Origin of the sequence: Paraferrimonas sedimenticola (assembly GCF_002282855.1) — a bacterium.
Taxonomy (GTDB): domain Bacteria; phylum Pseudomonadota; class Gammaproteobacteria; order Enterobacterales; family Shewanellaceae; genus Paraferrimonas; species Paraferrimonas sedimenticola.
The window spans coordinates 90,553-112,819 of sequence record NZ_NRIR01000003.1; the positions used below are offsets into that span (position 1 = coordinate 90,553).

The 22,267-nt window shown below is 50.2% G+C and carries 27 protein-coding genes; 18 read left to right on the forward strand and 9 right to left on the reverse strand.

Annotated elements, in window-relative coordinates; translation table 11 throughout:
- Nucleotides 1-3 precede the first annotated feature (3 nt).
- The 6 genes from CLC93_RS06295 to CLC93_RS06320 are packed head-to-tail and all read left to right on the forward strand — an operon-like array spanning nt 4 to nt 5,215.
- Nucleotides 4-2,169, forward strand: a complete 2,166-nt coding sequence (locus CLC93_RS06295) for a TonB-dependent receptor (protein ID WP_095505121.1) — start codon at nt 4-6, stop codon at nt 2,167-2,169.
- Between the two features lie 9 nt (nt 2,170-2,178).
- The gene (locus CLC93_RS06300; RefSeq protein ID WP_095505122.1) at nt 2,179-2,457 is read left to right on the forward strand and encodes a hypothetical protein; all 279 of its coding nucleotides are present in this window, start codon (nt 2,179-2,181) and stop codon (nt 2,455-2,457) included.
- Between the two features lie 8 nt (nt 2,458-2,465).
- Nucleotides 2,466-3,101, forward strand: a complete 636-nt coding sequence (gene pnuC, locus CLC93_RS06305; protein ID WP_095505123.1) for a nicotinamide riboside transporter PnuC — start codon at nt 2,466-2,468, stop codon at nt 3,099-3,101.
- The gene (locus tag CLC93_RS06310; protein ID WP_095505124.1) at nt 3,088-3,930 is read left to right on the forward strand and encodes a phosphotransferase; all 843 of its coding nucleotides are present in this window, start codon (nt 3,088-3,090) and stop codon (nt 3,928-3,930) included. The genes pnuC and CLC93_RS06310 overlap by 14 nt, the downstream gene beginning before the upstream one ends.
- Nucleotides 3,931-3,980: 50 nt before the next feature.
- The gene (locus CLC93_RS06315) at nt 3,981-4,829 is read left to right on the forward strand and encodes a DUF6279 family lipoprotein (protein WP_095505125.1); all 849 of its coding nucleotides are present in this window, start codon (nt 3,981-3,983) and stop codon (nt 4,827-4,829) included.
- On the forward strand, nt 4,826-5,215 hold the full coding sequence (locus tag CLC93_RS06320) for a hypothetical protein (RefSeq protein ID WP_095505126.1): 390 nt from the start codon (nt 4,826-4,828) through the stop codon (nt 5,213-5,215). The genes CLC93_RS06315 and CLC93_RS06320 overlap by 4 nt, the downstream gene beginning before the upstream one ends.
- Here CLC93_RS06320 and CLC93_RS06325 read toward each other — a convergent pair.
- Complete coding sequence (locus CLC93_RS06325) at nt 5,190-5,597, reverse strand: HIT domain-containing protein (RefSeq protein ID WP_169902853.1); 408 nt, start codon at nt 5,595-5,597, stop codon at nt 5,190-5,192. The genes CLC93_RS06320 and CLC93_RS06325 overlap by 26 nt on opposite strands.
- A gap of 76 nt (nt 5,598-5,673) precedes the next feature.
- Between CLC93_RS06325 and CLC93_RS06330 the strand changes: the two genes are divergently transcribed.
- From CLC93_RS06330 to CLC93_RS06340, 3 genes are read left to right on the forward strand one after another with little or no spacing between them, the layout of a single operon-like run.
- Nucleotides 5,674-6,276: an HvfX family Cu-binding RiPP maturation protein gene (locus CLC93_RS06330; protein ID WP_095505128.1), complete on the forward strand. Its 603-nt coding sequence runs from the start codon at nt 5,674-5,676 to the stop codon at nt 6,274-6,276.
- Nucleotides 6,277-6,327: 51 nt separating this feature from the next.
- Nucleotides 6,328-6,876 (forward strand): NAD(P)H nitroreductase, encoded by a 549-nt coding sequence (locus tag CLC93_RS06335; protein WP_095505129.1) that lies wholly within the window; start codon nt 6,328-6,330, stop codon nt 6,874-6,876.
- Nucleotides 6,873-7,262 (forward strand): hypothetical protein, encoded by a 390-nt coding sequence (locus CLC93_RS06340; protein ID WP_095505130.1) that lies wholly within the window; start codon nt 6,873-6,875, stop codon nt 7,260-7,262. The genes CLC93_RS06335 and CLC93_RS06340 overlap by 4 nt, the downstream gene beginning before the upstream one ends.
- A gap of 12 nt (nt 7,263-7,274) precedes the next feature.
- Here CLC93_RS06340 and CLC93_RS06345 read toward each other — a convergent pair whose 3' ends face one another.
- Complete coding sequence (locus CLC93_RS06345) at nt 7,275-7,718, reverse strand: transcription termination/antitermination NusG family protein (protein ID WP_169902855.1); 444 nt, start codon at nt 7,716-7,718, stop codon at nt 7,275-7,277.
- Between the two features lie 436 nt (nt 7,719-8,154).
- On the opposite strand from CLC93_RS06345, the gene CLC93_RS06350 reads away from it, so the two are divergent.
- The 6 genes from CLC93_RS06350 to CLC93_RS06375 all read left to right on the forward strand — a co-directional run bounded on the left by CLC93_RS06350 (nt 8,155) and on the right by CLC93_RS06375 (nt 11,009).
- Complete coding sequence (locus CLC93_RS06350; RefSeq protein WP_095505439.1) at nt 8,155-8,490, forward strand: DUF2834 domain-containing protein; 336 nt, start codon at nt 8,155-8,157, stop codon at nt 8,488-8,490.
- 20 nt (nt 8,491-8,510) lie between these two features.
- Nucleotides 8,511-8,798 carry a hypothetical protein gene (locus CLC93_RS06355; RefSeq protein ID WP_095505132.1) on the forward strand — a complete coding sequence of 96 codons (288 nt, stop codon included), beginning with the start codon at nt 8,511-8,513 and terminating at the stop codon, nt 8,796-8,798.
- 100 nt (nt 8,799-8,898) lie between these two features.
- Complete coding sequence (locus CLC93_RS06360; protein ID WP_095505133.1) at nt 8,899-9,315, forward strand: hypothetical protein; 417 nt, start codon at nt 8,899-8,901, stop codon at nt 9,313-9,315.
- Between the two features lie 120 nt (nt 9,316-9,435).
- Nucleotides 9,436-9,882, forward strand: a complete 447-nt coding sequence (locus tag CLC93_RS06365; RefSeq protein ID WP_095505134.1) for a YaiI/YqxD family protein — start codon at nt 9,436-9,438, stop codon at nt 9,880-9,882.
- Nucleotides 9,883-9,975: 93 nt separating this feature from the next.
- Nucleotides 9,976-10,314, forward strand: a complete 339-nt coding sequence (locus tag CLC93_RS06370; protein ID WP_095505135.1) for a hypothetical protein — start codon at nt 9,976-9,978, stop codon at nt 10,312-10,314.
- A 197-nt stretch (nt 10,315-10,511) separates the two neighbouring features.
- Nucleotides 10,512-11,009: a GNAT family N-acetyltransferase gene (locus tag CLC93_RS06375; protein ID WP_095505136.1), complete on the forward strand. Its 498-nt coding sequence runs from the start codon at nt 10,512-10,514 to the stop codon at nt 11,007-11,009.
- Between the two features lie 64 nt (nt 11,010-11,073).
- Here CLC93_RS06375 and asnS read toward each other — a convergent pair whose 3' ends face one another.
- The 5 genes from asnS to pabB all read right to left on the reverse strand — a co-directional run bounded on the left by asnS (nt 11,074) and on the right by pabB (nt 15,575).
- Nucleotides 11,074-12,474, reverse strand: a complete 1,401-nt coding sequence (gene asnS / locus CLC93_RS06380; protein WP_095505137.1) for an asparagine--tRNA ligase — start codon at nt 12,472-12,474, stop codon at nt 11,074-11,076.
- 140 nt (nt 12,475-12,614) lie between these two features.
- Nucleotides 12,615-13,187 (reverse strand): NUDIX hydrolase, encoded by a 573-nt coding sequence (locus CLC93_RS06385; RefSeq protein ID WP_095505138.1) that lies wholly within the window; start codon nt 13,185-13,187, stop codon nt 12,615-12,617.
- Between the two features lie 81 nt (nt 13,188-13,268).
- Nucleotides 13,269-13,799 carry an outer membrane beta-barrel protein gene (locus CLC93_RS06390; RefSeq protein WP_169902856.1) on the reverse strand — a complete coding sequence of 177 codons (531 nt, stop codon included), beginning with the start codon at nt 13,797-13,799 and terminating at the stop codon, nt 13,269-13,271.
- 128 nt (nt 13,800-13,927) lie between these two features.
- Nucleotides 13,928-14,173: a DUF2164 domain-containing protein gene (locus CLC93_RS06395; RefSeq protein ID WP_095505140.1), complete on the reverse strand. Its 246-nt coding sequence runs from the start codon at nt 14,171-14,173 to the stop codon at nt 13,928-13,930.
- Nucleotides 14,174-14,198: 25 nt separating this feature from the next.
- Nucleotides 14,199-15,575, reverse strand: a complete 1,377-nt coding sequence (gene pabB, locus CLC93_RS06400; protein WP_095505141.1) for an aminodeoxychorismate synthase component I — start codon at nt 15,573-15,575, stop codon at nt 14,199-14,201.
- A 127-nt stretch (nt 15,576-15,702) separates the two neighbouring features.
- Here pabB and CLC93_RS06405 point away from each other — a divergent pair, with 127 nt between their 5' ends.
- The 3 genes from CLC93_RS06405 (at nt 15,703) to CLC93_RS06415 (ending at nt 20,183) form a co-directional block, all read left to right on the forward strand.
- Nucleotides 15,703-17,214 (forward strand): fumarate hydratase, encoded by a 1,512-nt coding sequence (locus CLC93_RS06405; RefSeq protein WP_095505142.1) that lies wholly within the window; start codon nt 15,703-15,705, stop codon nt 17,212-17,214.
- 17 nt (nt 17,215-17,231) lie between these two features.
- A complete protein-coding gene (locus tag CLC93_RS06410; protein ID WP_095505143.1) occupies nt 17,232-19,313 on the forward strand; it encodes a S9 family peptidase in 2,082 nt (693 codons plus the stop codon).
- A 234-nt stretch (nt 19,314-19,547) separates the two neighbouring features.
- On the forward strand, nt 19,548-20,183 hold the full coding sequence (locus CLC93_RS06415) for a YchE family NAAT transporter (RefSeq protein ID WP_095505144.1): 636 nt from the start codon (nt 19,548-19,550) through the stop codon (nt 20,181-20,183).
- 308 nt (nt 20,184-20,491) lie between these two features.
- Here the strand turns inward: CLC93_RS06415 and CLC93_RS06420 are convergent, their stop codons facing one another.
- Nucleotides 20,492-21,805: an anti-phage deoxyguanosine triphosphatase gene (locus tag CLC93_RS06420; protein ID WP_095505145.1), complete on the reverse strand. Its 1,314-nt coding sequence runs from the start codon at nt 21,803-21,805 to the stop codon at nt 20,492-20,494.
- A 15-nt stretch (nt 21,806-21,820) separates the two neighbouring features.
- The gene (locus CLC93_RS06425; RefSeq protein ID WP_095505146.1) at nt 21,821-22,264 is read right to left on the reverse strand and encodes a DUF2141 domain-containing protein; all 444 of its coding nucleotides are present in this window, start codon (nt 22,262-22,264) and stop codon (nt 21,821-21,823) included.
- Between the last annotated feature and the right edge of the window lie 3 nt (nt 22,265-22,267).

Here is a 22,267-nt window from a genome sequence, read left to right on the forward strand (position 1 = left end):
GCTATGAATATTCGCTTTCCCATTGTTTGTTTCTCCAGTGCGGCCTTGTGTTTCAGCATGCCAGCACTGCACGCCGAAGAACTTGACGCCATCGAGCGCATTACGGTCACGTCCGACTACCGCCAAGCGCCTCTGTCGCAGCTCCCCAGCAGCGTTAGTGTGGTCGATGCGCAACGTTTCGCCGACGAAGCCCAACAACACTTTCAGCAAACCTTAGACGGTATTGCCAACCTTAACTGGGCCGGTGGTAGTTCGCGTCCGCGTTACTTTCAAATTCGCGGCGTGGGCGAGCAAGAGGAGTATCAAGGCGCGCCCAATTCATCGGTAGGCTTTATTGTCGACGATATCGATTTATCCGGTTTGGGAATGACCGCCAGCCTGTTTGACGTGCAACAAGTCGAGGTGCTTCGAGGCCCTCAAGGCACGCGCTTTGGCGCCAATGCACTGGCTGGGCTTATCTACATAAAATCCAAAGATCCCACCGCCGAGCGAGAATACGGTCTGCAAACGCGCGTGGGCCAAGATAATTTAGGCTCGATTGCCGGTTACGCTTCCGGTGCGCTAAATACCTCTGAATCTCTGCAATATCGAGTGGCGGTGCAGCAGCACAATCAAGACGGCTTTCGCAACAATCGCTATCTAAACAAAAAAGACACCAACAAGCGCGACGAGCTGACCGCTCGAGCAAAATTGCGCTGGCTGCCGGGCAGCGAGGATAACTGGCAGATAGATCTGACTTTGCTCGGGGCTAACTTCAACAATGGTTATGACGTTTGGACACTGGACAACAACGGCTTCGACACGCTAACCGACAAGCCCGGAGAAGATTCTCAGCAAACCGCAGCGGGCTCGCTTAAAGTCCGTTACTCGGGCTTTAACGCCTTAGAAATAGTCTCACTAACCAGCCTTGCCGATAGCGACCACAGGCACGCATATGACGGCGACTGGGCTAATCCAGACTATTGGGCTTCACGCCAATGCCCTGTATACGATGCGGCAGGTAATGTGATTGCCACTGAGCCATGCCAGTACGACTACATATGGGACAAACAAGCCAAGCGCAAAACTGTCTCACAAGAGTTTCGATTTAGCTCGACTGAAGCTTCTAAAATTTTCGTCGATTCGACTCACTGGCTGTTTGGTCTTTACGGGATGCAACTGGATGAGAACAACGACTTGTACTCTGAGTACAACGGCTTTCCAGACCAAGTACTGTACTCAGAATACAAGGCCACTAACTTAGCGGCGTTTGGCCAGTTGGACACGGATTTTGGTGGTGGATTGAGCTTGTCGACCGGACTTAGATTTGAGCGAAGAAAAGCGGAATACCAAGACACCAATAACGACGCTTTTGACCCGACCAACAACATGTGGGGCGGCCATTTGGCACTGAGTTTGGCCTTTAGTGAGGCCCATGGCGTGTACGGGCGTGCCGCCCGCGGCTATAAAGCCGGTGGATTTAACATGGGCTTGCCGCCCAACTTAAGCCAGTTCAAAACCTTTGACCCAGAAACCCTGTACAACCTGGAGTTTGGTTTTAAATCTGTGTGGGGCGAGGGTAACTTGCGCACCAATATTGCGATTTTTGGTATGGACCGTCGCAACCAGCAAGTGCAAGCGTCACAACAAGACCCTGACAACCCGCAGCGCTTTGTTTTGTATACGGCCAATGCCGCGAGCTCCAAGTCAGAAGGCTTTGAGTTTGAGTTTAGCAACGACTTCAACACCAATTGGCAGTTGTACGGTAGCCTAGGTTGGCTCAAGGCCAAATACGGCAGTTACACCTATCTGGACTCCAGTGGCAATCCGGTTGATTTGACCGGGCGCGATTTGGCCCATGCGCCCCGACAAACCTATAGTCTTGGGTTGAACTACAAAAGCGATATGGGCTGGTTTGCCAACCTAAATGGCAGTGGTAAGAGTGCGTTTTTCTATTCGGACAGTCACAACTCTCGCTCCAAGCGCTACGCCATCGCTAATGCGCAGGTGGGCTACCAAGGGGATTTTTGGTCAGTGAGTCTGTGGGGACGCAATTTGGGCAATACCCGCTACGGCACCCGCGGTTTCTATTTTGGCAATGAGCCGGATTTAGGCTGGGTGCCCAAACAGTACATACGCTACGGCGATCCCCGCCATGTGGGGCTTAGCCTGAGTATCGATTGGTTGTAGGAGCGCACCATGATTTTGACCGTTGAGATATCTTTTTACCCGTTCAACCAAGACTATATTCCGCCGATTAAGTGGTTTATCGAGCGTCTGGCCAGTTACCCAGAGATTGAGCGGCGCACCACAGCCACCTGCACCCAAATTCAAGGCGAGAGCCAGCAAATTATGACCTTGCTCCACGATGAGATGACCGCGGCTTTTGAGAAATACGGCAAGGCGGTGATGGTGTGTAAGTTCATTCCAGGCCCTTTGAACTTGAATTACCAAGACGAAACTGAGCAAGAGGCGTAAACCCGGCAGTGGATTGGTTTTCAGGCGTTATTGGTGATGTGCAGGCTTTGAGTCTGTGGGAAGGGCTGGCAGTGGTACTGTCGGTGCTTTATTTACTAGGAGCAATGGCCACCAAGCTCTGGTGTTGGGCGGCGGCTTTTGCCAGCACCTTGATTTACACCTTATTGTTTTGGCATGTGGCGCTGCTGCTCGAGTCGGCACTCAATCTCTACTACATGGGGATGGCGGTGTACGGCTTTTGGCTGTGGCGCTTTGGCCCTGGCCCACAGGGTAACGACTCGGGTATCGGTTTAACTGTCTGGTCGCTATCGACTCATCTCAAATTAATCCTAGGTTGTGCGGTGTTTGCCTTGGTGCTGGGTTATGTGATGGACAACTACACTCATGCCGACTTGGCGTATCTAGACGCGCTAACCACCAGTTTTGCGGTGATGACCACCTATTTAGTGGCCAAAAAGGTGGTGGAGAACTGGCTTTATTGGGTGGTTATCGACCTGGTTTCTATCTACCTGTATCTGCAAAAAGGCTTAATGCTCACCTCGGCGCTATTCGTGTTTTACACCGTCATGGCGGGCTATTCCTACTTCCTATGGCGCAAGAAATACCAAACCCAGCAAGCCGAGTTGGCCAATGCAGTGGCTTGAAGGCTTGCTCAAAAGTGCTGGTTTCCAAGAGCCGATAGAATCGATTCAAGCCTTGCACATGGGCTTATCTAACCAACACTACAAAGTAGTAAGCACTCAAGGTAGTGCTTGGCACGTACGCCTGCTTACCGATAAGACTCAGGCCTGGCTTAACCGCCAACACGAACGAACTGTGTGGCAGGCTGCAGCCAAGGCGGCAATCTCACCAACGCCTGTGCTGATGAGCGATGAGCTAAGCGTGTGCCAATGGGTAGAGCAGCGGTCGTTGCCCGAGCATCTGCTTGAAGGGCATTTAGACAGGCTGATAAGCGAATTTGCCAAGCTTGAAGTAAGCCTGCCCAAGATGGAACTCGATGCGCGACTTAGTTTGTATCAGCAATTGTGCCAGCCTCTGGGATTGAGCGCAGAGGCACAGGTGGCATCTGTGGCTAAACGAGCGATAGTCCAGCTCAACAGTGCCCCTGTGGCTTGGGGGCTTTGCCACCTCGATTGGCATTCGGGCAATTTGCTATACGATGGCCTTGATTGCTACTTGATAGACTACGAGTACGCCGCCACCGCGCCCTTGGCACTTGAGCTTGCCAGTTTGATGTTAGGCGGCTTGCTCGGTAAAGCGAAAAAGTACGATTGGACCCAGCGCATAGTGGATATTCATCAAGACGCTCAACCCACCACAGAACTTGCCCCCATCACACAGCGACAAATGCAAGGCGCGCTGGCTTTAATGCAGTGTTACAGCTGGTATTGGTACCAGTTGATGCCGCAAGCCCCTGATGCACAGACACAATCCGAAACGCTTTTGTCTGACATTAGCAATTGGAACTTTTAACCATAATCGCTACTCTAGAGAATAATAATACTTGAGCTTTAAGGTCGGGCATGAAGGGTTTGCGTTGGTTGGTGTTGCTTGCTGTGGTGACCATGGCTGGTTGTTCATCGGTGAAGATGGGTTACTACTTTGCCGATTGGGCGATTGAGTGGGAGCTTGAAGATTACGTCGATTTGGATCGCGAGCAGAAAAAGCAGCTGGACAAAGAAATCGATGCCTTGCTGGTGTGGCACCAGCGCGAGGAAATGCCCAAGTACCGCGACCAGCTCAGTAAGTTGTTCGATGAACTCAGTTCTGACAGCATGACCCCTGAGCAGTTTCAGTGGCACTTGGATCAGCTAGCCGTGTATTGGAAGACCATTTTGGTGCAGACGACGCCCGCGCTGAATCGATTGCTGCCAACCCTTTCAGACGATCAGGTCGACCAGCTCATTACCAACCTAAAAGAGCGTCAACAAAAGGGCATTAAAGAGCGTGAAAAGCTTACCCCTGAAGAGCGCTTAGAAAAGAGCCAAAAGGGTTGGCGCAAGTCTCTCAAAAAGAATCTAGGTTCGGTTCAGACCGCGCAAATGGAGCGCATTACCCTTTATCTGAAACAAATCAACGATACCTACCGGACTCGTAAGATTTATCAGGCCGCGTGGACCGATGAATTTGCTCAGGTGCTCAGCCGACGAGGTGAAGGAGAAACCTTTGAGCTTGAGCTAACGACTCTGCTAGAAAATCCCGAGAGTCTGCGCAGTGAAGACTTGCAAGCCGAATTGGATGAAAACCGTGTGATGCTGCTTGACCTATTAGTGGACATTCACAAGGACCTGTCGGATAAGCAGCGCAAACGCATGCTGCGCAAACTCGGCTCAATGCGTGATGACGTGGCCGATCTGGCCGCCAAGGCATGAGGCGCAACAATCGCAAAGAAAGAGGATTTCGCGGCAGTGGGTTAGGACGGATTCGACTTAAAGAGCGCCCCAATCAGGGGCGTTATTTAGATGCAGTGTTGGCCGCTGTAGTACAAGACCCCAGTAAGCTCGAGTTGATAAAAAGTAATTTTGAGCGCTTGAGCGCTCAGCCTATGTTGGCGGCTAAGCATCATCGTGCCTTGCGCCGCTTTGGTTGGCTCATCGAAATCGATGCTGACCCCAAACAACTGGCCATCAGCGTCAGGGAAATGAGCCACGAAGGCGACAGGCTTGGTATTTTACCGTTACTCTTCAAAGGTGTGCTCAGCGACGAGGAGCGCTGGGCTAGCCTACAAGGACTTAGGCCGTCAATTCAGGATGACTAGACCAAGCATCGACTAACCCTTTCAAATTGTCCTCTGAACGCCATTCTATTTCAGTGTTATCAAATGCCGGAGCTGGCCACAGTCTGTCGCTGTCAAAGCGCGAAATACAGTGAATGTGCAGCTGACTAACCACATTACCAAACGCTGCCACATTGAGCTTTTGATGCTCAGGCTGGGTTTTCATGAAGCTTTCCACTTTAGCAATTGCCTGCATTAGCTGGATTTGCTCACCAACGCTTAAGTCCGTGAGCTCAGTGGCGTTTTCGATAAGCGGAACCAGTGTAAACCACAGGAAGTCAGCGCGCTTGTGCAGGCGAATTTGAATTGGGCCAAAGGTTTCCAGTTCGACAGATTCCTTGAGGATACGAGAATCGATCTTCATAACAGCTCCCATATGGATGAAATTTTCCTATGCTTTACTGGGTCTTAGAAGCAAGGACGAAATGCGGAGAAACGCCATGTTAACCCAGCTCTATCAAAAATTCAGTAACGTCACGGATCACCTTGATGGCTTGGCAGCGTTGGGTTTGCGCTTATACCTAGCGCCTATCATGATGCAGGCCGGCTACAACAAACTGTCGAATTTTGAATCTACCGCCGCGTGGTTTGGCAACCCGGACTGGGGATTGGGATTACCTTTTCCCGAACTGATGACCGCTTTGGCTGCGGGAACCGAATTCTTTGGCGGCATTCTACTGATTTTTGGTCTGGCAACTCGACTGATTAGTATCCCGCTGATGGTAACTATGCTGGTGGCCGCTTTTGCTGTGCATTGGAAAAATGGCTGGTTGGCGATTGCCGATTCTGGTTCATGGCTGGCCAACGAACGCGTAATGGAATCGGTGGAAAAACTCGACCGCGCCAAATCTATCCTGCAAGAGCACAGTAATTATGACTGGATAACCAGCTCGGGCAACGTGGTCATACTCAACAATGGTATCGAATTTGCCATTACCTATTTTGTGATGTTGTTGGCGCTGCTGGTGCTAGGTGGTGGTCGCTATACCAGTGTTGATTATTATCTGGCCAAACGGCTACAAACTCAGCCCACGGTCGGGTAAGCTTTTGCTATGATGGCAACAAGTTGCTAACACCGCAAAAAGGAAGCGCCCGTGCAGGCATTAGAGTTACTGACCAAACGTCAATCTTGTCCTAGATTAATCGCTCCGGGCCCAAGCCCAGAGCAATTGCAAGTCATGCTCGACGCTGCAGCTAGAACCCCTGATCACATGAACCTGATGCCATGGGAGTTTGTGGTTATTGAGGGCCTAGGACTGCAGCGCCTGTCTGATATTTTCGTTGAGGTGGCCAAGGCCAACAACAGCGACGAAGAGGGCATTGCTAAATCGGCAAAGATGCCAACCCGCGCGCCGATGATCATCGCGGTCATTTCTCGAATTACTGAGCACCCAAAAGTACCCGCTTGGGAGCAACACATCAGCGCCGGTTGCGCGGTGCATGCGATTCAAATGGCGGCAGTAGCCCAAGGGCTTGCAGGTATTTGGCGCACCGGCAGCTATGCAGAGCACCCTGTGGTGCGCGAGGCATTTGATATCACCGGCGACGACAAGTTGGTGGGATTTTTATATCTAGGGACACCGGCTACCGAGCAGCGCTTCAAGCCATCGCGAGACATTCAAGCTAAGGTGAGATATTTATGAGCGGCGCTCTGATGATTGGCGCACTGGCGGCGCTGTTAACCCTGATTTGGCACTTGATTGGATACAAGGCGCTGTTGGGGGAAGACGGTGCTTATCAGCAGCTGCCCAATCATCAGCAGCTAGCTCTGCGAGGCTGGTACCACGGACTGACAGGATTTCACGTCGTAGTGGCAATTACACTTGGCGCGACCGCAACTGAGTATGTGGCGATTTCACAGGTATACGGTTTGGTGGTGTTCTTGGCCATCATCTATGGCCTGCAGTGTATCTGGTATGCCTACAGCGTGTTTTGCTACCGGCAGGGCGGGCGCTTTTACGCCACTATGGCGGGCATCGGGCCTTTTGTGGCCACTTTGGCGCTGCTCAGCGCCAGTGTCATGTACTAAATCCTAGTTGAATTAGTGTAGACGGGTCTGCTTGCTAACCATGCGCAGCAGCGATTCGGTGCGCTTAACGCTGCAAGCTTGTTGAGTCAGAATTTTTAGTTGATTTAGCAGGCGCTTGTCGGCGCAACCAGTGTCGTTTTGCAAACCAGGCAGATGAGCGTGGCGGCAATGCAGCAATGCTTCAACGATAGCACTCACTTCTACCGGCTCTCCGTTCACCTTCACTATATCGGCAACCCCACGAGTTTGACGCAAGGCATTTAAATCTGTGGTTTCATTGGCGCAAACCAGTAACAGATTGCGAAACATTGGCTCACCAAAGGCTTGGCCATCATCACCCAGTACTTTATCCACTAGCACTTGTGGCAAAACCGACTGGCGTCCATCGCTGCGTAGCGACTGATGAGCGCGTAGCTCGTTGTTGTTTTTGCACTGTACCAAATACCAAGTTTGCATGATTGCCTCGACTGACCCGTTGACTTGCATAACTCAACTTTAGGCTTGTACAAAAAATGCGCCGTGTGTACTCGTTGCCACAATGTGTGATTTTGTGTTTAACGTCGGCTGTTTACATTGCTCATATAGAGTTCCTAATTCAGCTTATCTTAGTAACATAAATGCAATATTTTCAGCAGCTTGCCTACCTATATAGGATTAGAATCGCGACTAATTACAGCTTTTAGATCACTTATTTACGCTTTGGTTTGATAACTCTGTTGAACCGAGTTTTTCTGCGAACAATAATTTCCAAAACAATGAATAACAAGGTTGGTTTGATCAGAGTTAAAGTCGAGCCGGCGAAAGGGTAGGTTGAGGTGATATTGACTAAGTGCTTTTTGAAAGCTTTTGCCAATACCGATTGTAGAGCAGGGATGAAAACGAGGAAGCTGTGGTGAAGTTATTCTATGGGTTACTGTGCGTATTAGGTTTATTACTGCCCTATAGCGCGTTTTTACCTTGGTTGTTTGAAAATGGTTTGAATCCTAGTTTATTAGTGGCCGAAGCGATAAATACGAGAGTCGGTGCGTTTGCTTGGATGGATGTCATATTAACTTCGATTGTTGTGCTAGGCTTGATTATCGTCGAGGGCACCAAGCTTGGTATTAGAATGCTGTGGCTCCCTATTGTGTCGACCTTTGTAGTGGGACCATCTTTGGGATTGCCGATATTCTTGTTGCTAAGAGAATATCAGCATCAGCGCCATGTGAAGATAAAGCTCGCAAATTGATTTGGCAAAAGGAGTCGTTCATGCGTCCCTGGTTTTTATTCGTTGTTATCAGCTCACTTGCCTCCTGCGCAGAAGTCACTCCTGATACAGGTTCTGCGGCCATCGCTCCTTGCTCTGAAGCTTGGAACCAGAAGGTGGAAGACAAAGTCACCAGTGGCGATGGACAGGGACACGGTCCGGATTTGGGCTCGCTAGAATGGCGCTCTGTGGTTGAGTTTAAGCTTGGGATCCGCGATAGCCAGGACAAACCAGATCTCGATAGCGATGCCTGGTGTACTTATATCGATGAAATACTCGCCGGCGAGTAACAAAATTTGCCTGGCGCGAATTATTCGCTAAGCTCTAATTCACAACAACTCAGTGTTATTTGGAAGTTCTCACTGTTAGCTCTTGGAACAAGGAGGCTCCATGCTTGATAAGATTCATTCAGAACTCGAAACCCTCGACTACCCGCTCAAACGTAAAGAGCGAGAAATTCAGATAAGCTTGGTGCCTTTTGGCGGCAAGGCCTGTATTAAATACGACATCGCCCTAGGAAAACTCACCTTTCGCCTCAGTAATAGCGCTAACATTCTGATTAGCTGTTTGCTGACATCGTTGCTGTTGCTGACAATATTGCATCTTCTGGACGACCCAAACTTTTCTCAAAGTATTCAAATTGCCGCTTGGATTGGAGTCATCGCCTATGTATTCGCAATGAACCTAGTGACCGAAATACGAGCGGTTCCACTGCGAGAACACGTGAGAAAATTCAATGCAAAGCACGCCGGCTTGTGTGGTGAGGAACAAGCTGGGAGTTTATCTACTACTAGCAACCAGAGTTAAGCCTAGCAAGCCATCGCAGGACCGGAGTGGTTATAGCGATGGCTAGTTTAGCTGTCTTACTAGCCAAGCCGGTTTCTGCGCTGTTATCCTTGTGGGCCATGCTCCTCCACCGGACTGACTATGAATATTTGGGTCGATGCGGACGCCTGTCCTGGCGTCATCAAAGAGACGCTATTTAGAGCCGCTCAACGCACGGGGTTAATGCTGACCCTGGTGGCTAATCACGGTATGCGCACACCAAAAGCAGCCAATATCCGCATGTTACAAGTGCCCTCGGGCTTTGATGTCGCCGACAACGAAATTGTAAAACGTGCCGAAGCAGGGGACTTGGTGATAACTGCCGACATTCCGCTAGCTTCTGAGGTTATCGCTAAAGGCGCGCACGCGCTGAGCCCACGAGGCGAGCGCTTCACGAAAGACAACATTGGCGGTCGTTTAAACATGCGAGACTTTATGGACAGCTTGCGCGGCAGTGGAATCGATACCGGTGGACCGCCGCCCTTGAGTCAGCAAGACAGACACGCGTTTGCCGCAGAGCTGGATAAAGCTATTGCTCAAAGCGCGTAATTTCTGTACAAAGAACTAAGCCAGACAAAGGAAAGTCTGCTAAGGTATTAATCCCAATCGGGTTTTGTTTACTGAAATGCTAAAGGAGTAGCGATGAAAGTAATCAGTGGTCTGTTGTTTGTATCTTGTTTAGCCTTGCTTAGCCTCGCCCTATACAGTTGGCGGATGGCGGTAGAGGTCAATTCATTAGAACTCGAAATGAGTTCATTATCTGAACAGAATCGACGTTTAGTGCAAGAGAATCACGCTTTGTTGGAAGCGAGAAAATACTTGCGCGCTCGCTTGAGCCAAAGCTCGATAGCTGAGTATGCTGAGCGCGAACAATTGCGCAGTCGGCCTACCGGCTTGAGTCGATTGCCTGGTGGTTTGATATTGGACCATCACGAAACTCCACCGCCACCTCCTCGTGACGAGTTATCCCGAAAACCCTAATCGCGAACTCTTCGAGATCCCGAGATTAAGTGCTTATCTCGGGATTTTTAGTTTTTGTAAGTTGGTTATTTGGATTTGAGCGCATAAAAGCCATTAGATTCGAGCCTGGCAAATAGTAAAAAGCCCAGGTCATACTTGCACTTAAGAGTAAAAAGTCGGACTGTAACAGAGAGCACATTTAGTAGGGGAGTTGGATAATGACAATCAAGGTACGGGCCGCAGAACCAGGTGACGCAGTTGCGATTAAAGCTATCTACGAGCAGCCACACGCCTATGCTGGTACTTTGCAATTACCATATCCATCCGAAGTAATGTGGCAGCAAAGATACGCGTCTCAAAGCAGCGAATTCTATAGTCTGGTGGCCGAAATCGACGGTAGACTTGTCGGCCAATTGGGCCTGATGACCCAAGCGCGACCCCGTCGCAAGCATGTTGCTGATTTCGGAATGGGGGTTTGCGCCAGCGCGTTGCGCAAGGGCGTAGGCACTGCTTTGCTAGAAGCTGCGTTGGATATGTGCGACAACTGGCTCAATATCCACCGAGTCGAGCTGGAAGTATATACCGACAATCAGGCGGCTATCACTTTGTATAAAAAGTGTGGGTTCGAGATTGAGGGAGAGCATCCTGACGATGCCTTTCGCGATGGCCGCTATGTGAGCGTTTATAGCATGGGGCGAATTCGCCCCAATCGGTGAAAGGACGACGAATGCATACTAAAAAGGCTCCTCAACAGGAGCCTTTTTACTAAGCAGCCATCGCTTAGAAGTTCGCGCTGCGCGGTGCACGCGGGAAGGGAATCACGTCGCGAATGTTGCCAACGCCGGTCACGTATGAAACCAGACGCTCAAAGCCTAGACCGAAGCCTGAGTGAGGCACGGTGCCGTAGCGACGCAAATCGCGGTACCACCAGTAGTCTTCTTTCTCGAGACCCATCTCTTCCATGCGAGCATCCAGCACGTCCAAACGCTCTTCACGCTGAGAACCACCGATGATTTCACCGATACCTGGTGCTAGCACATCCATGGCGGCAACGGTTTTGCCGTCTTCGTTCATGCGCATGTAGAAAGCTTTGATGTCTTTCGGGTAGTTTTTCACAACCACAGGGGCTTTGAAGTGCTCTTCGGCCAAGAAGCGCTCGTGTTCAGACTGCAAGTCTACGCCCCACTCAACGTCGTACTCGAACTTCTTGCCACAGGTTTTCAGAATCTCTACCGCGTCTGTATAGTCCACCTGAGCAAAGTCAGCGGCAACAAAACGCTCAAGGCGCTCAATGGCGTCTTTCTGAACGCGCTGAGCAAAGAACTCCATGTCGTCACGGCGCTCTTCTAGTACTGCGTTAAAGCAGTACTTCAGCATGGCTTCGGCCAATGCAGCGGCATCGTCTAGATCGGCGAACGCCACTTCAGGCTCCACCATCCAAAACTCGGCCAAGTGACGCGAAGTGTTTGAGTTCTCGGCGCGGAAGGTTGGGCCGAAGGTGTAAATCTTGGACAGGGCGCTGGCGTAGGTTTCGCCATTGAGCTGGCCAGATACAGTCAAAAACGATTCTTTGCCAAAGAAGTCTTGGTCGTAGTCTACATCGCCTTTGTCAGTGCGCGGCAGGTTGTTCATGTCTAGCGTCGACACGCGGAACATTTCACCAGCACCTTCGGTGTCCGAAGCGGTAATGATAGGGGTAGAAACCCACAAATAGCCTTGTTCGTGGAAGAAGCGATGCAGTGCTTGCGACAAGCAGTTACGCACACGAGCCACAGCGCCAATGATATTGGTACGAGGGCGCAGGTGAGCCACTTCGCGCAAGTGCTCTACCGAGTGGCGCTTAGCGGCCATTGGGTAAGTGTCTGGATCTTCAACCCAGCCAACCACGTTGACGCCGGTCACTTGAAGTTCAAAGGCTTGGCCTTTACCTGGGCTTTCCACCACTTCACCGGTCATTTCTACCGAGCAACCTGCAGTAAGCTTCAGGATTTCGTCTTGGTAATTTGACAGGGAATTAGCGGCAACACCTTGGATGGCATCGAAGCACGAACCATCGTAAACGGCTAAGAAAGAAATACCGGCTTTTGAATCACGGCGGGTGCGGATCCAACCTTGTACGGTGACGCTCGAACCGACGGCGTGTTCACCTTTTAGAATTGCTGCAACGCTTGCCACTGTCATAGCTGACTACTGCTCCAAAAAAAGACTGATTTATAGAATAGATTATGAAACCCAACATCTTACCTTGGGCATCAACTAAAACAAGCAAAAAGTCGTTAAATCAAGGCAATCCAGCGGATTTTTGTGGATGTTGGCGAGGCTTAAATCAAGCTGCGGGAAAATTGGTACAAAATTGCACCAGTTACACCCCAGATTAAGCGGCCTTGATAGGGCATAAAGTACACAGGGTATTGAGTTTGGTTACGTTGCACCTGCATTTGATGGAGGTTTTCTGAGTTCAAAAAGAAACTCAGGGGCACAGAAAAGCAATCGGCGACTTCGTTGGGATCGGCAATTGGTGAGAAGTCTCTTTCTATGCTGGCGACAATTGGGGTGACTGCAAATCCGGTATGGCTGTAGTGAGTCGGCATGCGACAAATGACTTCGGCCTGCTGCGGCTTGAGATGAATCTCTTCAAAGGCCTCGCGCAGGGCGGTTTGAGTTAAATCGGTATCACCATCTTCATACTTGCCGCCGGGTAGGCTGATTTGGCCAGGATGATGTTTTAGGTACATTGGCCTTTGAGTAAACCAGATATGCACGCCTTCTGGACCGTCCCAAAGTCCAAGCAATACAGCGCTTTGCTTTAAGTTAGCTTTATTGTGGACAGGGTAAGGGGAGGCGGGTGCCTGTTGGCTTAACAATAGTCGCGAGCGAGCTTCGGCCAGTTGCATAATTCCCCTTGAATGAGTTGCATTAGCTTTATCTTAGGGATGTTCTGGCCCAAATGTCACGAAGTTTGTGCTGTGTCTGGATTAAAAACGGTAACCTAAGTTAACCCCAAACACGCTCGCTCGGTAGATTTCAAAATCTTCGTAAGCCAGCGTGGCGGACAAGTTAAAACCACTGTCGAATTCAAACCTCAGCCCAGTACCTAAGTAGGCCCCCAAGCCGTGGTCAAACCCCAAGTCCTTAGCCTCTTGGCTTAGCAAGTCTTTGCCTAACCCGGCGTTAGCTATCCAAAACAAGGTATTGGTTAGTTGAGCTTTGTACTCGGTGCCAAAGCGAACACTGTATTGTTGATGAGCAACACCGGGCAATTTAAGAATACTTTCAGTGCCCGTTAGTTGTGCGCTCCAGTGTTGACTGAATTGATAACGGTAGGCCAGCGAAAAACGACTGTGGACATCATCTTTCTGGTCCAGTTGTTTACTCTCACCAATGCCCGTATCCAATCCAAATTCGATGGCGTGAGGTGAGGTTTGCGCGTGCAAATTGCCAACAAAAAGAGAAGTACAAAGCGCAATCCCGGCGGAGTAACGGCTGATACAACGAGCCAACATCATAAATCCTAAGTTCCATTTAGAAGGTGAGTAGCCTTTGTACAAAAACGATTGTGGCATTACAACCAATGGACAATCTAACTGGCTGTTATTTATTAATTTTGTGAGTTCAGTAATAGCCTGCTTGGCTATTATTCGACGGCTTGCTCGGCACCGTATAAGTCATCCTGAATCGCTGAAATACCTGCGTCCATTATGGCTCTGGCGTCTTTGATGCCTTGATTATAGAAATGAGGGCCCAACTCTTCACCGATAAAGTCCAACAAGAATTCGGCGTCGAATTGACCGATTTCGTAGTCGAGCTCGCGCTCAAAGTACTTCTGTAGCTTGTTGACCAAGGCTTCTTTTGGCTCTCGAGACAGCTTTAATTCGGACATGTTTGTTGTTCCTGAGTCTGTAGGATTAGTCGCGGCCTTCAACAGGGGCGAGAATCGGTAGAATTTTACTGACCTTGTCAAAAGTCTCTTGGTATTCGGCATTCATTTGCGAGTCGGCAACAATACCGCCACCGGCCCAACAGTACAAAGTTTGCTGCTGAGCGACTAAGGTGCGAATGCAAATGCTGGTATCCATTTGACCGTCTTGGCTGACGTACCCCAAACTGCCACAGTAAACGCTGCGACGAGAGGGCTCGAGAGCTTCAATGATCTGCATAGCGCGTATTTTTGGCGCACCGGTAATCGACCCACCCGGAAAGGCGGCTCGCAGGGCGTCTAACGGCTTCAGTCCTGGCGCTAATTGCGCCTGAATGGTGCTGACTAAGTGGTGTACTGCTGGAAAGCTCTCAATCGCAAATAGCTTAGTCACTTCAACACTGCCGGGCCCGGCCACTCGCCCAAAGTCGTTTCTGAGCAGATCCACAATCATCAGATTTTCTGCGCGGTCCTTGTCGGCATTGGCCAATTCGCTGGCCGATGCTTGGTCGGCATCTGGTTCGTCAAAGCGCGGACGAGTGCCCTTGATGGGTTTGGTCTCAATCCATCCACCTTTGGCCTGAATAAAACGCTCAGGGCTCAACGACAAAATGGCGTGGTCCTCTAGCCGAATGAAGCCGCCAAAGGGGGCTTGATTGTGCTCTCTTAGGCGCAGATAGACTTCGAACTCATCGCCCTGATAGGCCAACTCGAAGCGTTGAGTTAGGTTAATCTGATAACAATCACCGCTGAGTAGGTGCTGTTGAATCTTCTCAAAGCTTTGGTTGTATTGGCTTTGAGTTTGCTGCAGTTGCCATGCGCCGTTGGCACAGAATGGCGACAGCTTAGGGGCAACCTGTTGCTCTAGCCAACGCGCTCGACTTTGCAGTCCCTGCTCACAGCCGCAGTGTACTAAAGTGAGCGTCTGGAGTTGGTGGTCCGCAATCAAGGCCCAGTCATACAAACCCACAGCCATATCATAGGTGTCGATGTCGCGTGCCGCGGTGTTTGGCATTTGCTCGCAGTAGCGGCCTAAGTCGTAACTAAAGTAACCCAAAGAGCCGCCACTAAATGGCAAAGCACTGCTGATGGGTGTTGGGAAATAATCGTTTAACAGTCCTTGCAACAACTCAAACGGGTCGTCATTGCTGACCTGGCGGCTAGAGTCTTGAGTAATTCTGCTTTCACCATCTTTACTGACCAAAGTCGCCAGCGGGTCCGCCACAATAATATCGTAGCGGGCATCCATGTGCTTGGCGTTTGACGAATCTAACAACATGGCCCAAGGCAGGTGCGCCAGTTTGGCAAACCATTCCAGAGGTTGCTCGGGCCATTTGAGTGATAGCTGATGTATAAGGTTACTCATAAGGGATTGTTAGTTTAGCGATTCGCCCTAGTCTAGCGGGGTGCAAAAGCGTATCATACTCGCCGATAAGGATTAACCGCATAACGATAAAAATCGTCTTAGGTAAGGGCGATAGAAGGAGTAGACAATGAGTGTCATAAAAAAAGCGGATTTTATCGACAGTATCGAAGATTCCCTACAGTACATTTCTTACTACCACCCGAAAGATTTCATCGATGCGATGGCGGATGCCTATGAGCGCGAGCAAAGTGCCGCTGCCAAAGACGCCATTGCTCAGATCCTGATTAACTCGCGCATGTCGGCTGAAGGCAAGCGTCCACTGTGTCAGGACACTGGGATTGTTACCTGTTTTGTAAAGATCGGCATGAACGTTCAATGGGACAGCGACATGACGGTTCAAGAGATGGTGGACGAGGGCGTTCGCCGCGCCTACAACAACCCAGATAATCCTCTGCGCGCGTCAATCGTGGCCGACCCGGCCGGAAAGCGCAAGAACACCAAAGACAACACCCCAGCCGTTGTACACCAAGAGCTGGTGGCTGGCGATAGCGTTGAAGTGATGATCGCGGCTAAAGGCGGCGGTTCTGAGAATAAATCCAAAATGGTGATGCTAAACCCATCAGATGACGTAGCCGAATGGGTTGAGAAAACCCTACCGACCATGGGTGCCGGCTGGTGTCCACCGGGCATGTTGGGTATTGGCATCGGTGGTACTGCCGAGAAAGCCGCGGTCATGGCCAAAGAGTCGCTAATGGAGCCGTGTAATATTCACGAGTTGCAACAAGCGGGTGCCAAGACCACCGAAGACGAGCTGCGTCTTGAGATTTTCGACCGCTGTAACAAGACCGGCATTGGTGCTCAGGGCCTAGGTGGTGTCACTACCGTGTTGGATATCAAAGTGAAAACCGCACCAACTCACGCCGCCTCTAAGCCGGTTGTGATGATCCCTAACTGTGCCGCCACTCGTCACGTACATTTTCATCTTCACGGCGATGGCCCAGCCGAGCTGGCACCGCCGAGTCTGGACGATTGGCCGAAAATCACCTGGGAAGTGGGCGAAAGCGTTCGTCGAGTCAATTTAGACGCGATCACTCAAGAAGAAATTCAAGAGTGGAAGAGTGGCGATACTCTGTTGTTATCCGGAAAGATTTTGACCGGACGCGACGCCGCTCACAAACGCATTCAAGGCCTATTAAAATCCGGCGAAGGCTTGCCTGAAGGCGTCGATTTCAATGGTAAGTTTATTTACTATGTAGGCCCTGTTGATCCTGTAGGAGATGAAGTTGTCGGCCCTGCCGGACCAACCACATCCACCCGTATGGATAAATTTACTGACATGATGCTTGAGCAAACCGGCCTTATGGGCATGATTGGCAAAGCTGAGCGCGGTCCTGCAACTGTAGAAAGCATCAAACAACACAAAGCGGTATACCTAATGGCGGTAGGCGGCGCAGCTTATCTGGTAGCGAAAGCGATTAAGAAATCACGCGTGGTTGCCTTTGAAGACCTAGGTATGGAAGCGATTTACGAATTTGAAGTCAAAGACATGCCAGTGACGGTGGCTGTGGATTCTGACGGGGTGAATGCCCACGATACAGGACCGGCCATCTGGAAAGTGAATTTGGCCAACGCACAATAAGAAATAGAGATAGTTACATGCAACTAAAAACCATCACTAGCGCATTGCTGGCACTAAGTGTCAGTGGTGTTGCCTTGGCAGAGACCCCAGCTGCTACCGAGACCGCTGCCGAAAAGCGTCCGTTTAACGTACGCGACTTGGCGCGACTGAACAAGCTGCACTCAGCGGCAGTTAGCCCAGACGGCTCACAAGTTATCTATGCGGTAACTCTAGTGGAAGCCGACGGCGCCAAAGAGTCGAACTTGTACGCTTTGTCGTTAAGTGACGAAAACGCTCAGCCAGAGCAGCTAACCCACAATGCCGCCACCGAGCATCAGGTGCGTTTCGCCCCTGACGGTAAAAGCATTTACTTTTTGAGCGCGCGCTCTGGCTCAAGCCAGTTGTGGCATTTGCCGCTGACCGGTGGCGAAGCCCGCCAAGTGAGTGAACTACCGCTTGACGTTGAAGGCTACAAGCTATCGAGCGATGGTCAGCAAGTGGTTTTGAACATGCGCGTCTTCCCAGACTGCGACAGCCTTAAGTGCAGCGCTGATCGCATCGAGTCTAACAAAGTCAAGAAAACCTCAGGCGAGGTTTACGAGCAGCTGATGGTTCGTCATTGGGATACTTGGGGCGATCACACTCGCAGCCACCTGTTTGTTGGCGGCATTAATGACAAAGGCCTGCTAGGCGAGCTAGTCGATGTAACCGCTGGCATGGACACCGAAACCCCACCACTGCCGTTTTCTGGCATGGAAGAGGTGACCTTCACTCCAGACGGTAAGCACATTGTCTACAGTGCCAAAGCACCGAGCAAAGACCAAGCTTGGACCACTAACTACGATTTGTTCCAAGTGCCGGTTGGTGGTGGTGAAACCCAAAACCTAACCGAGGCTAATAAGGCGTGGGATTCCCACCCAACTTTCTCGCCAGACGGCCGCTACATGGCCTACACAGCGATGAAACGCCCAGGATTTGAAGCGGACCGCAACGCCATCATGTTGCGTGATACCGTGACCGGACAAACCAAAGAAGTGGCTCCCCTGTGGGATCGCAGCGCGCGTTCGCTGACTTTTGGAAGCGACAGCCGCACCTTGTACGTGACTGCACAAGATGTGGGTCAGGTGTCTATCTTTGCGGTTAACACTCAGTTTGGCGACATTGTTCCAGTGCTGCAGGAAGGTTCTGCCAGCATTATCGGCCAAGCCGGTGACAAACTGGTGTACAACCTTAAAACCCTAATTGAGCCAGGTGATTTGCACATCATTGGCACCGATGGTTTTGGCCAGCGTCGTTTGACTTCGGTTAACCAAGACAAGCTAAAAGATATCGAATTCACCGAGTTCGAGCAGTTCACCTTTAAAGGCTGGAACAACGAGACCGTTCACGGCTACTGGCTCAAGCCTTACGACTTTAAAGAGGGTGAGAAGTACCCAATTGCCTTCTTGGTACACGGTGGTCCTCAGGGCTCGTTTGGTAATAGCTTCAGTGGTCGTTGGAATCCACAATTATGGGCCGCTGCAGGCTACGGTGTGGTGATGATCGATTTCCACGGCTCTACCGGTTACGGTCAGGCCTTCACCGACTCAATCTCGAAAGACTGGGGCGGCAAGCCACTAGAAGACCTGCAAAAAGGTTTTGACGCCGTGGTTAAGCAGCAGAAGTGGTTAGACTCAGAGCGCACTTGTGCCCTAGGCGCCTCCTATGGCGGTTACATGATGAACTGGATCCAGGGTAACTGGAGCGAGCGTTTTGATTGTTTGGTGAATCACGCCGGTCTGTTTGATATGCGCTCTATGTACTATGTCACCGAAGAGCTGTGGTTCCCAGAGTTCGAGTTTGGTGGTCAGTACCACGAAAACAAAGAGCTGTACGAGAAGTTCAATCCTGTGAACTACGTAGAGAACTGGAAGACACCTATGCTAGTCATTCACGGTGAAAAAGACTTCCGCGTACCATACGGCCAAGGCCTAGCGGCGTTTGGTTACATGCAGCGCAATAACATTCCTTCGAAGTTGCTGATGTTCCCAGATGAGAACCACTGGATCCTAAATCAAGACAACTTAATCCTTTGGTACGACAATGTACTGGATTGGATGGGGCAGTGGACTGCTAAGTAGTTCTAGACGCTATAAAACAAACGGCTCACTAAGGTGAGCCGTTTTTTGTGGGAGTGTGAAAAAACCAACTATAGTGTTGTCAGGAATAGCGGCTTACGTTACTCAGATCACAGATTAGTTTTTCTAATTAATTATGTGTCTCTGAAGCATAAAAATTTCACTTTGTCGGCTTTGTCTTCTGGGGTAAAGTAGCGCCGAATTTTAGTGGGCGGTATTTGAATAGGATTTGGCACCTTGGACTTCACTATTTACTTAAAGTTTTTCTTGGGCTTATTGGCGATCATCAATCCGGTTGGTCTGTTGCCTGTATTCGTTGGATTAACCAGTTCTCAAAATGACGCTGAGCGCAACCAGACCAGTAACGTAGCTAACCTAGCGGTAGTTATCATTCTGCTGGTAACACTTGTGGCTGGTGAGATGATTTTGCAGCTGTTTAGTATTTCGATTCCAGCGTTTCGAATCGCAGGTGGCGTTCTTATTGCCATCATTGCGCTGTCGATGCTGCAAGGTAAGTTGGGTGAGGTTAAAAGCAACCAAGAAGAAAACCGCGAGTTTGCAGCTCGTGAGTCGGTGGCTGTGGTTCCATTGGCGTTGCCCTTAATGGCAGGGCCTGGTGCGATTTCATCTGTGATTGTGTATTCGGCGCAGTATCCGGGTTGGCTAGATAAGCTGGGTATGGGCTTAGCGGTAATCGCGTTTGGTATCGTAAGTTGGACTTTGTTTCGCAGCGCCCCCATTTTGTTCAAAATGCTGGGCAAAACCGGGATCAACGTGATCACCCGTATTATGGGTCTCATCATGCTTGCTATCAGTATCGAAATACTGGCAGCTGGAGTTAAAGGTCTGTTCCCTGGATTGGCCGGTGGCTAATCGTCACGAGAGCGCATTAGCCACAATCCGGTGACCAATATTACCAACGCTGGGATGACGTAATTTAAACTGAGTTCTAAACCGAACATAACTGCTTCCTTGTTTGAGCCTGTTCAGATTAGCACTGGAGCTGTTCGAATTAAACTTGGGGCATGTTTGTTGCAGTTAAATTCGAAAGCATTGTAAAAGTATTAGTAAATAACCAATATAATCAAGCATTTACAAATTTAGGAATGTTTGTTCTGGGCAGCAAATTGGCTACAGTCTAGCAACCTTGTAATCAATTTGTTGCTGAAAAAGTAATCAAATTAACCTTCGAGCGCACCAAATAACCCTTGGTGCGTTTTTTGTGCAAAAGCATCGGTCATACCGGCAATGTAGTCGGCTATCACTCTATCGCCACTGCCGCCAGATTCCCGGTGCGCACACCAGCGCTGATACGTGTTGGACGGCAGTAATCGTTGCGGATCCGATTGCAGCGCGTCAAAGACTTCGACTAACAACTGCTGCCCCTTAAATTCCAATCGCTGAACGTCTAGGCGCTGGATAACATAACCGTACACAAAACGTTTGAGTACATCTAACGCCTTGGCGTAGGGCGTTGAAAGTTTGGCGTTGTATCGAAGCAATGGGTGCTCAAACTCTGGATGGACTTGCACCGCTGCAATGGCCGTAATAAAGCCGTTAACTAAGGTACCAATGGCATCCTTACGTTGATAATGATGCTCGCTAAACAGGTCGATGGCTAAGTCGTCAAACAAGTCGGCTAGCCAAGGCTCTGGACTCTGGCAAAGCTCGCACGACACCTGTTCAACAAAGTCTTCTACGCGAACCAACCCAAGCACAATGGCGTCTTCTAAGTCGTGCACCGAATAGGCGATATCGTCTGCCAATTCCATAATGGAGCAGTCAAATGACTTGTAACGAGTTTTGCGGTGAGGATAGCTGTTTGAATCCGGTTGATAATGCTCAATAAAGCGGTCGCGATCGCCATTGCTAAACGGCGATAAAACCCAATCTAGCGCTTCGGCATCTTCGTTATATACACCTTTTACGCTCACCCAGTCTTTGGCTTTTAGGAATCTTCCTTTTGGAGTGAGATAGCTGCTCTGATTGACCAGGCTCGACTCTAAGGCTGGGTACTTAAGGACGCCAAGCAGGCTGCGGCGGGCCAGATTCATGCCATCAGATTTGGTGTAGGGTTCGAGTTTGGTCAGAATCCGAAAAGTTTGACCATTGCCCTCGAAGCCACCTTGTCCTCGCATGGCGTAGTTCAATGCCACTTCACCGCCATGACCAAAGGGTGGATGGCCTATATCGTGGGCCAGACACAAGGTTTCGATCAGACCATCGTTGTCGAGTAGGTCGACCAATTCTGGGTGCTTGAGCTTGAGTTGGGCGCAAATCCCAGTGCCGATTTGCGACACTTCAAGCGAATGGGTGAGGCGGGTACGGTAGAAGTCGTTTTGACCAACGCCCAGCACTTGGGTTTTGGCTTGAAGGCGGCGAAACGCCGCCGAGTGAAGTACTCGGGCGCGGTCGCGCTGGAAGGGTGACCTATGGTCTTTGCGTCTCTGCTTATTTTCATCTAAGCGACGTTGATTCCATTCGGCTTCCAGCATGTACCGCTCCTAGTCCTAGATAGACACCACATCAAAGGTCTGAGTTGAATTATTCTCATCAAAGCTAAACTTGGCGTCTTTGTACTTAGGTGGACCCATAGAGCCCTTAGCGTTATTTGAAACACCGACAGGCTCTTTTGGAATACCAATCCAGTTGGTGTCTAGCTCGTTGTCACCGTCGCTGTCTTGGTAGGCATAAATCGCGTATTCGCCGTGTGGAAGCTCCACTTGAACGCTTTTGGCTTCACCGAGTTGCTCAGCGGTGAATACCTGATACAAAGCCATCTTTTCGGTTTCTTCTTCCATCCAATGATCGGCTTCGTTATAGATTTGAATGACCAAGTCACCCTTGCTGGTATCGATTCCTTCAAGGTTCAAGGTCAGAGTCTCTGCTGCGGCTAGGGATGAAAATCCAAGCGCGCACACAGCGGCTAACAGGTTTCGGCTCAATGCGTTCATAGT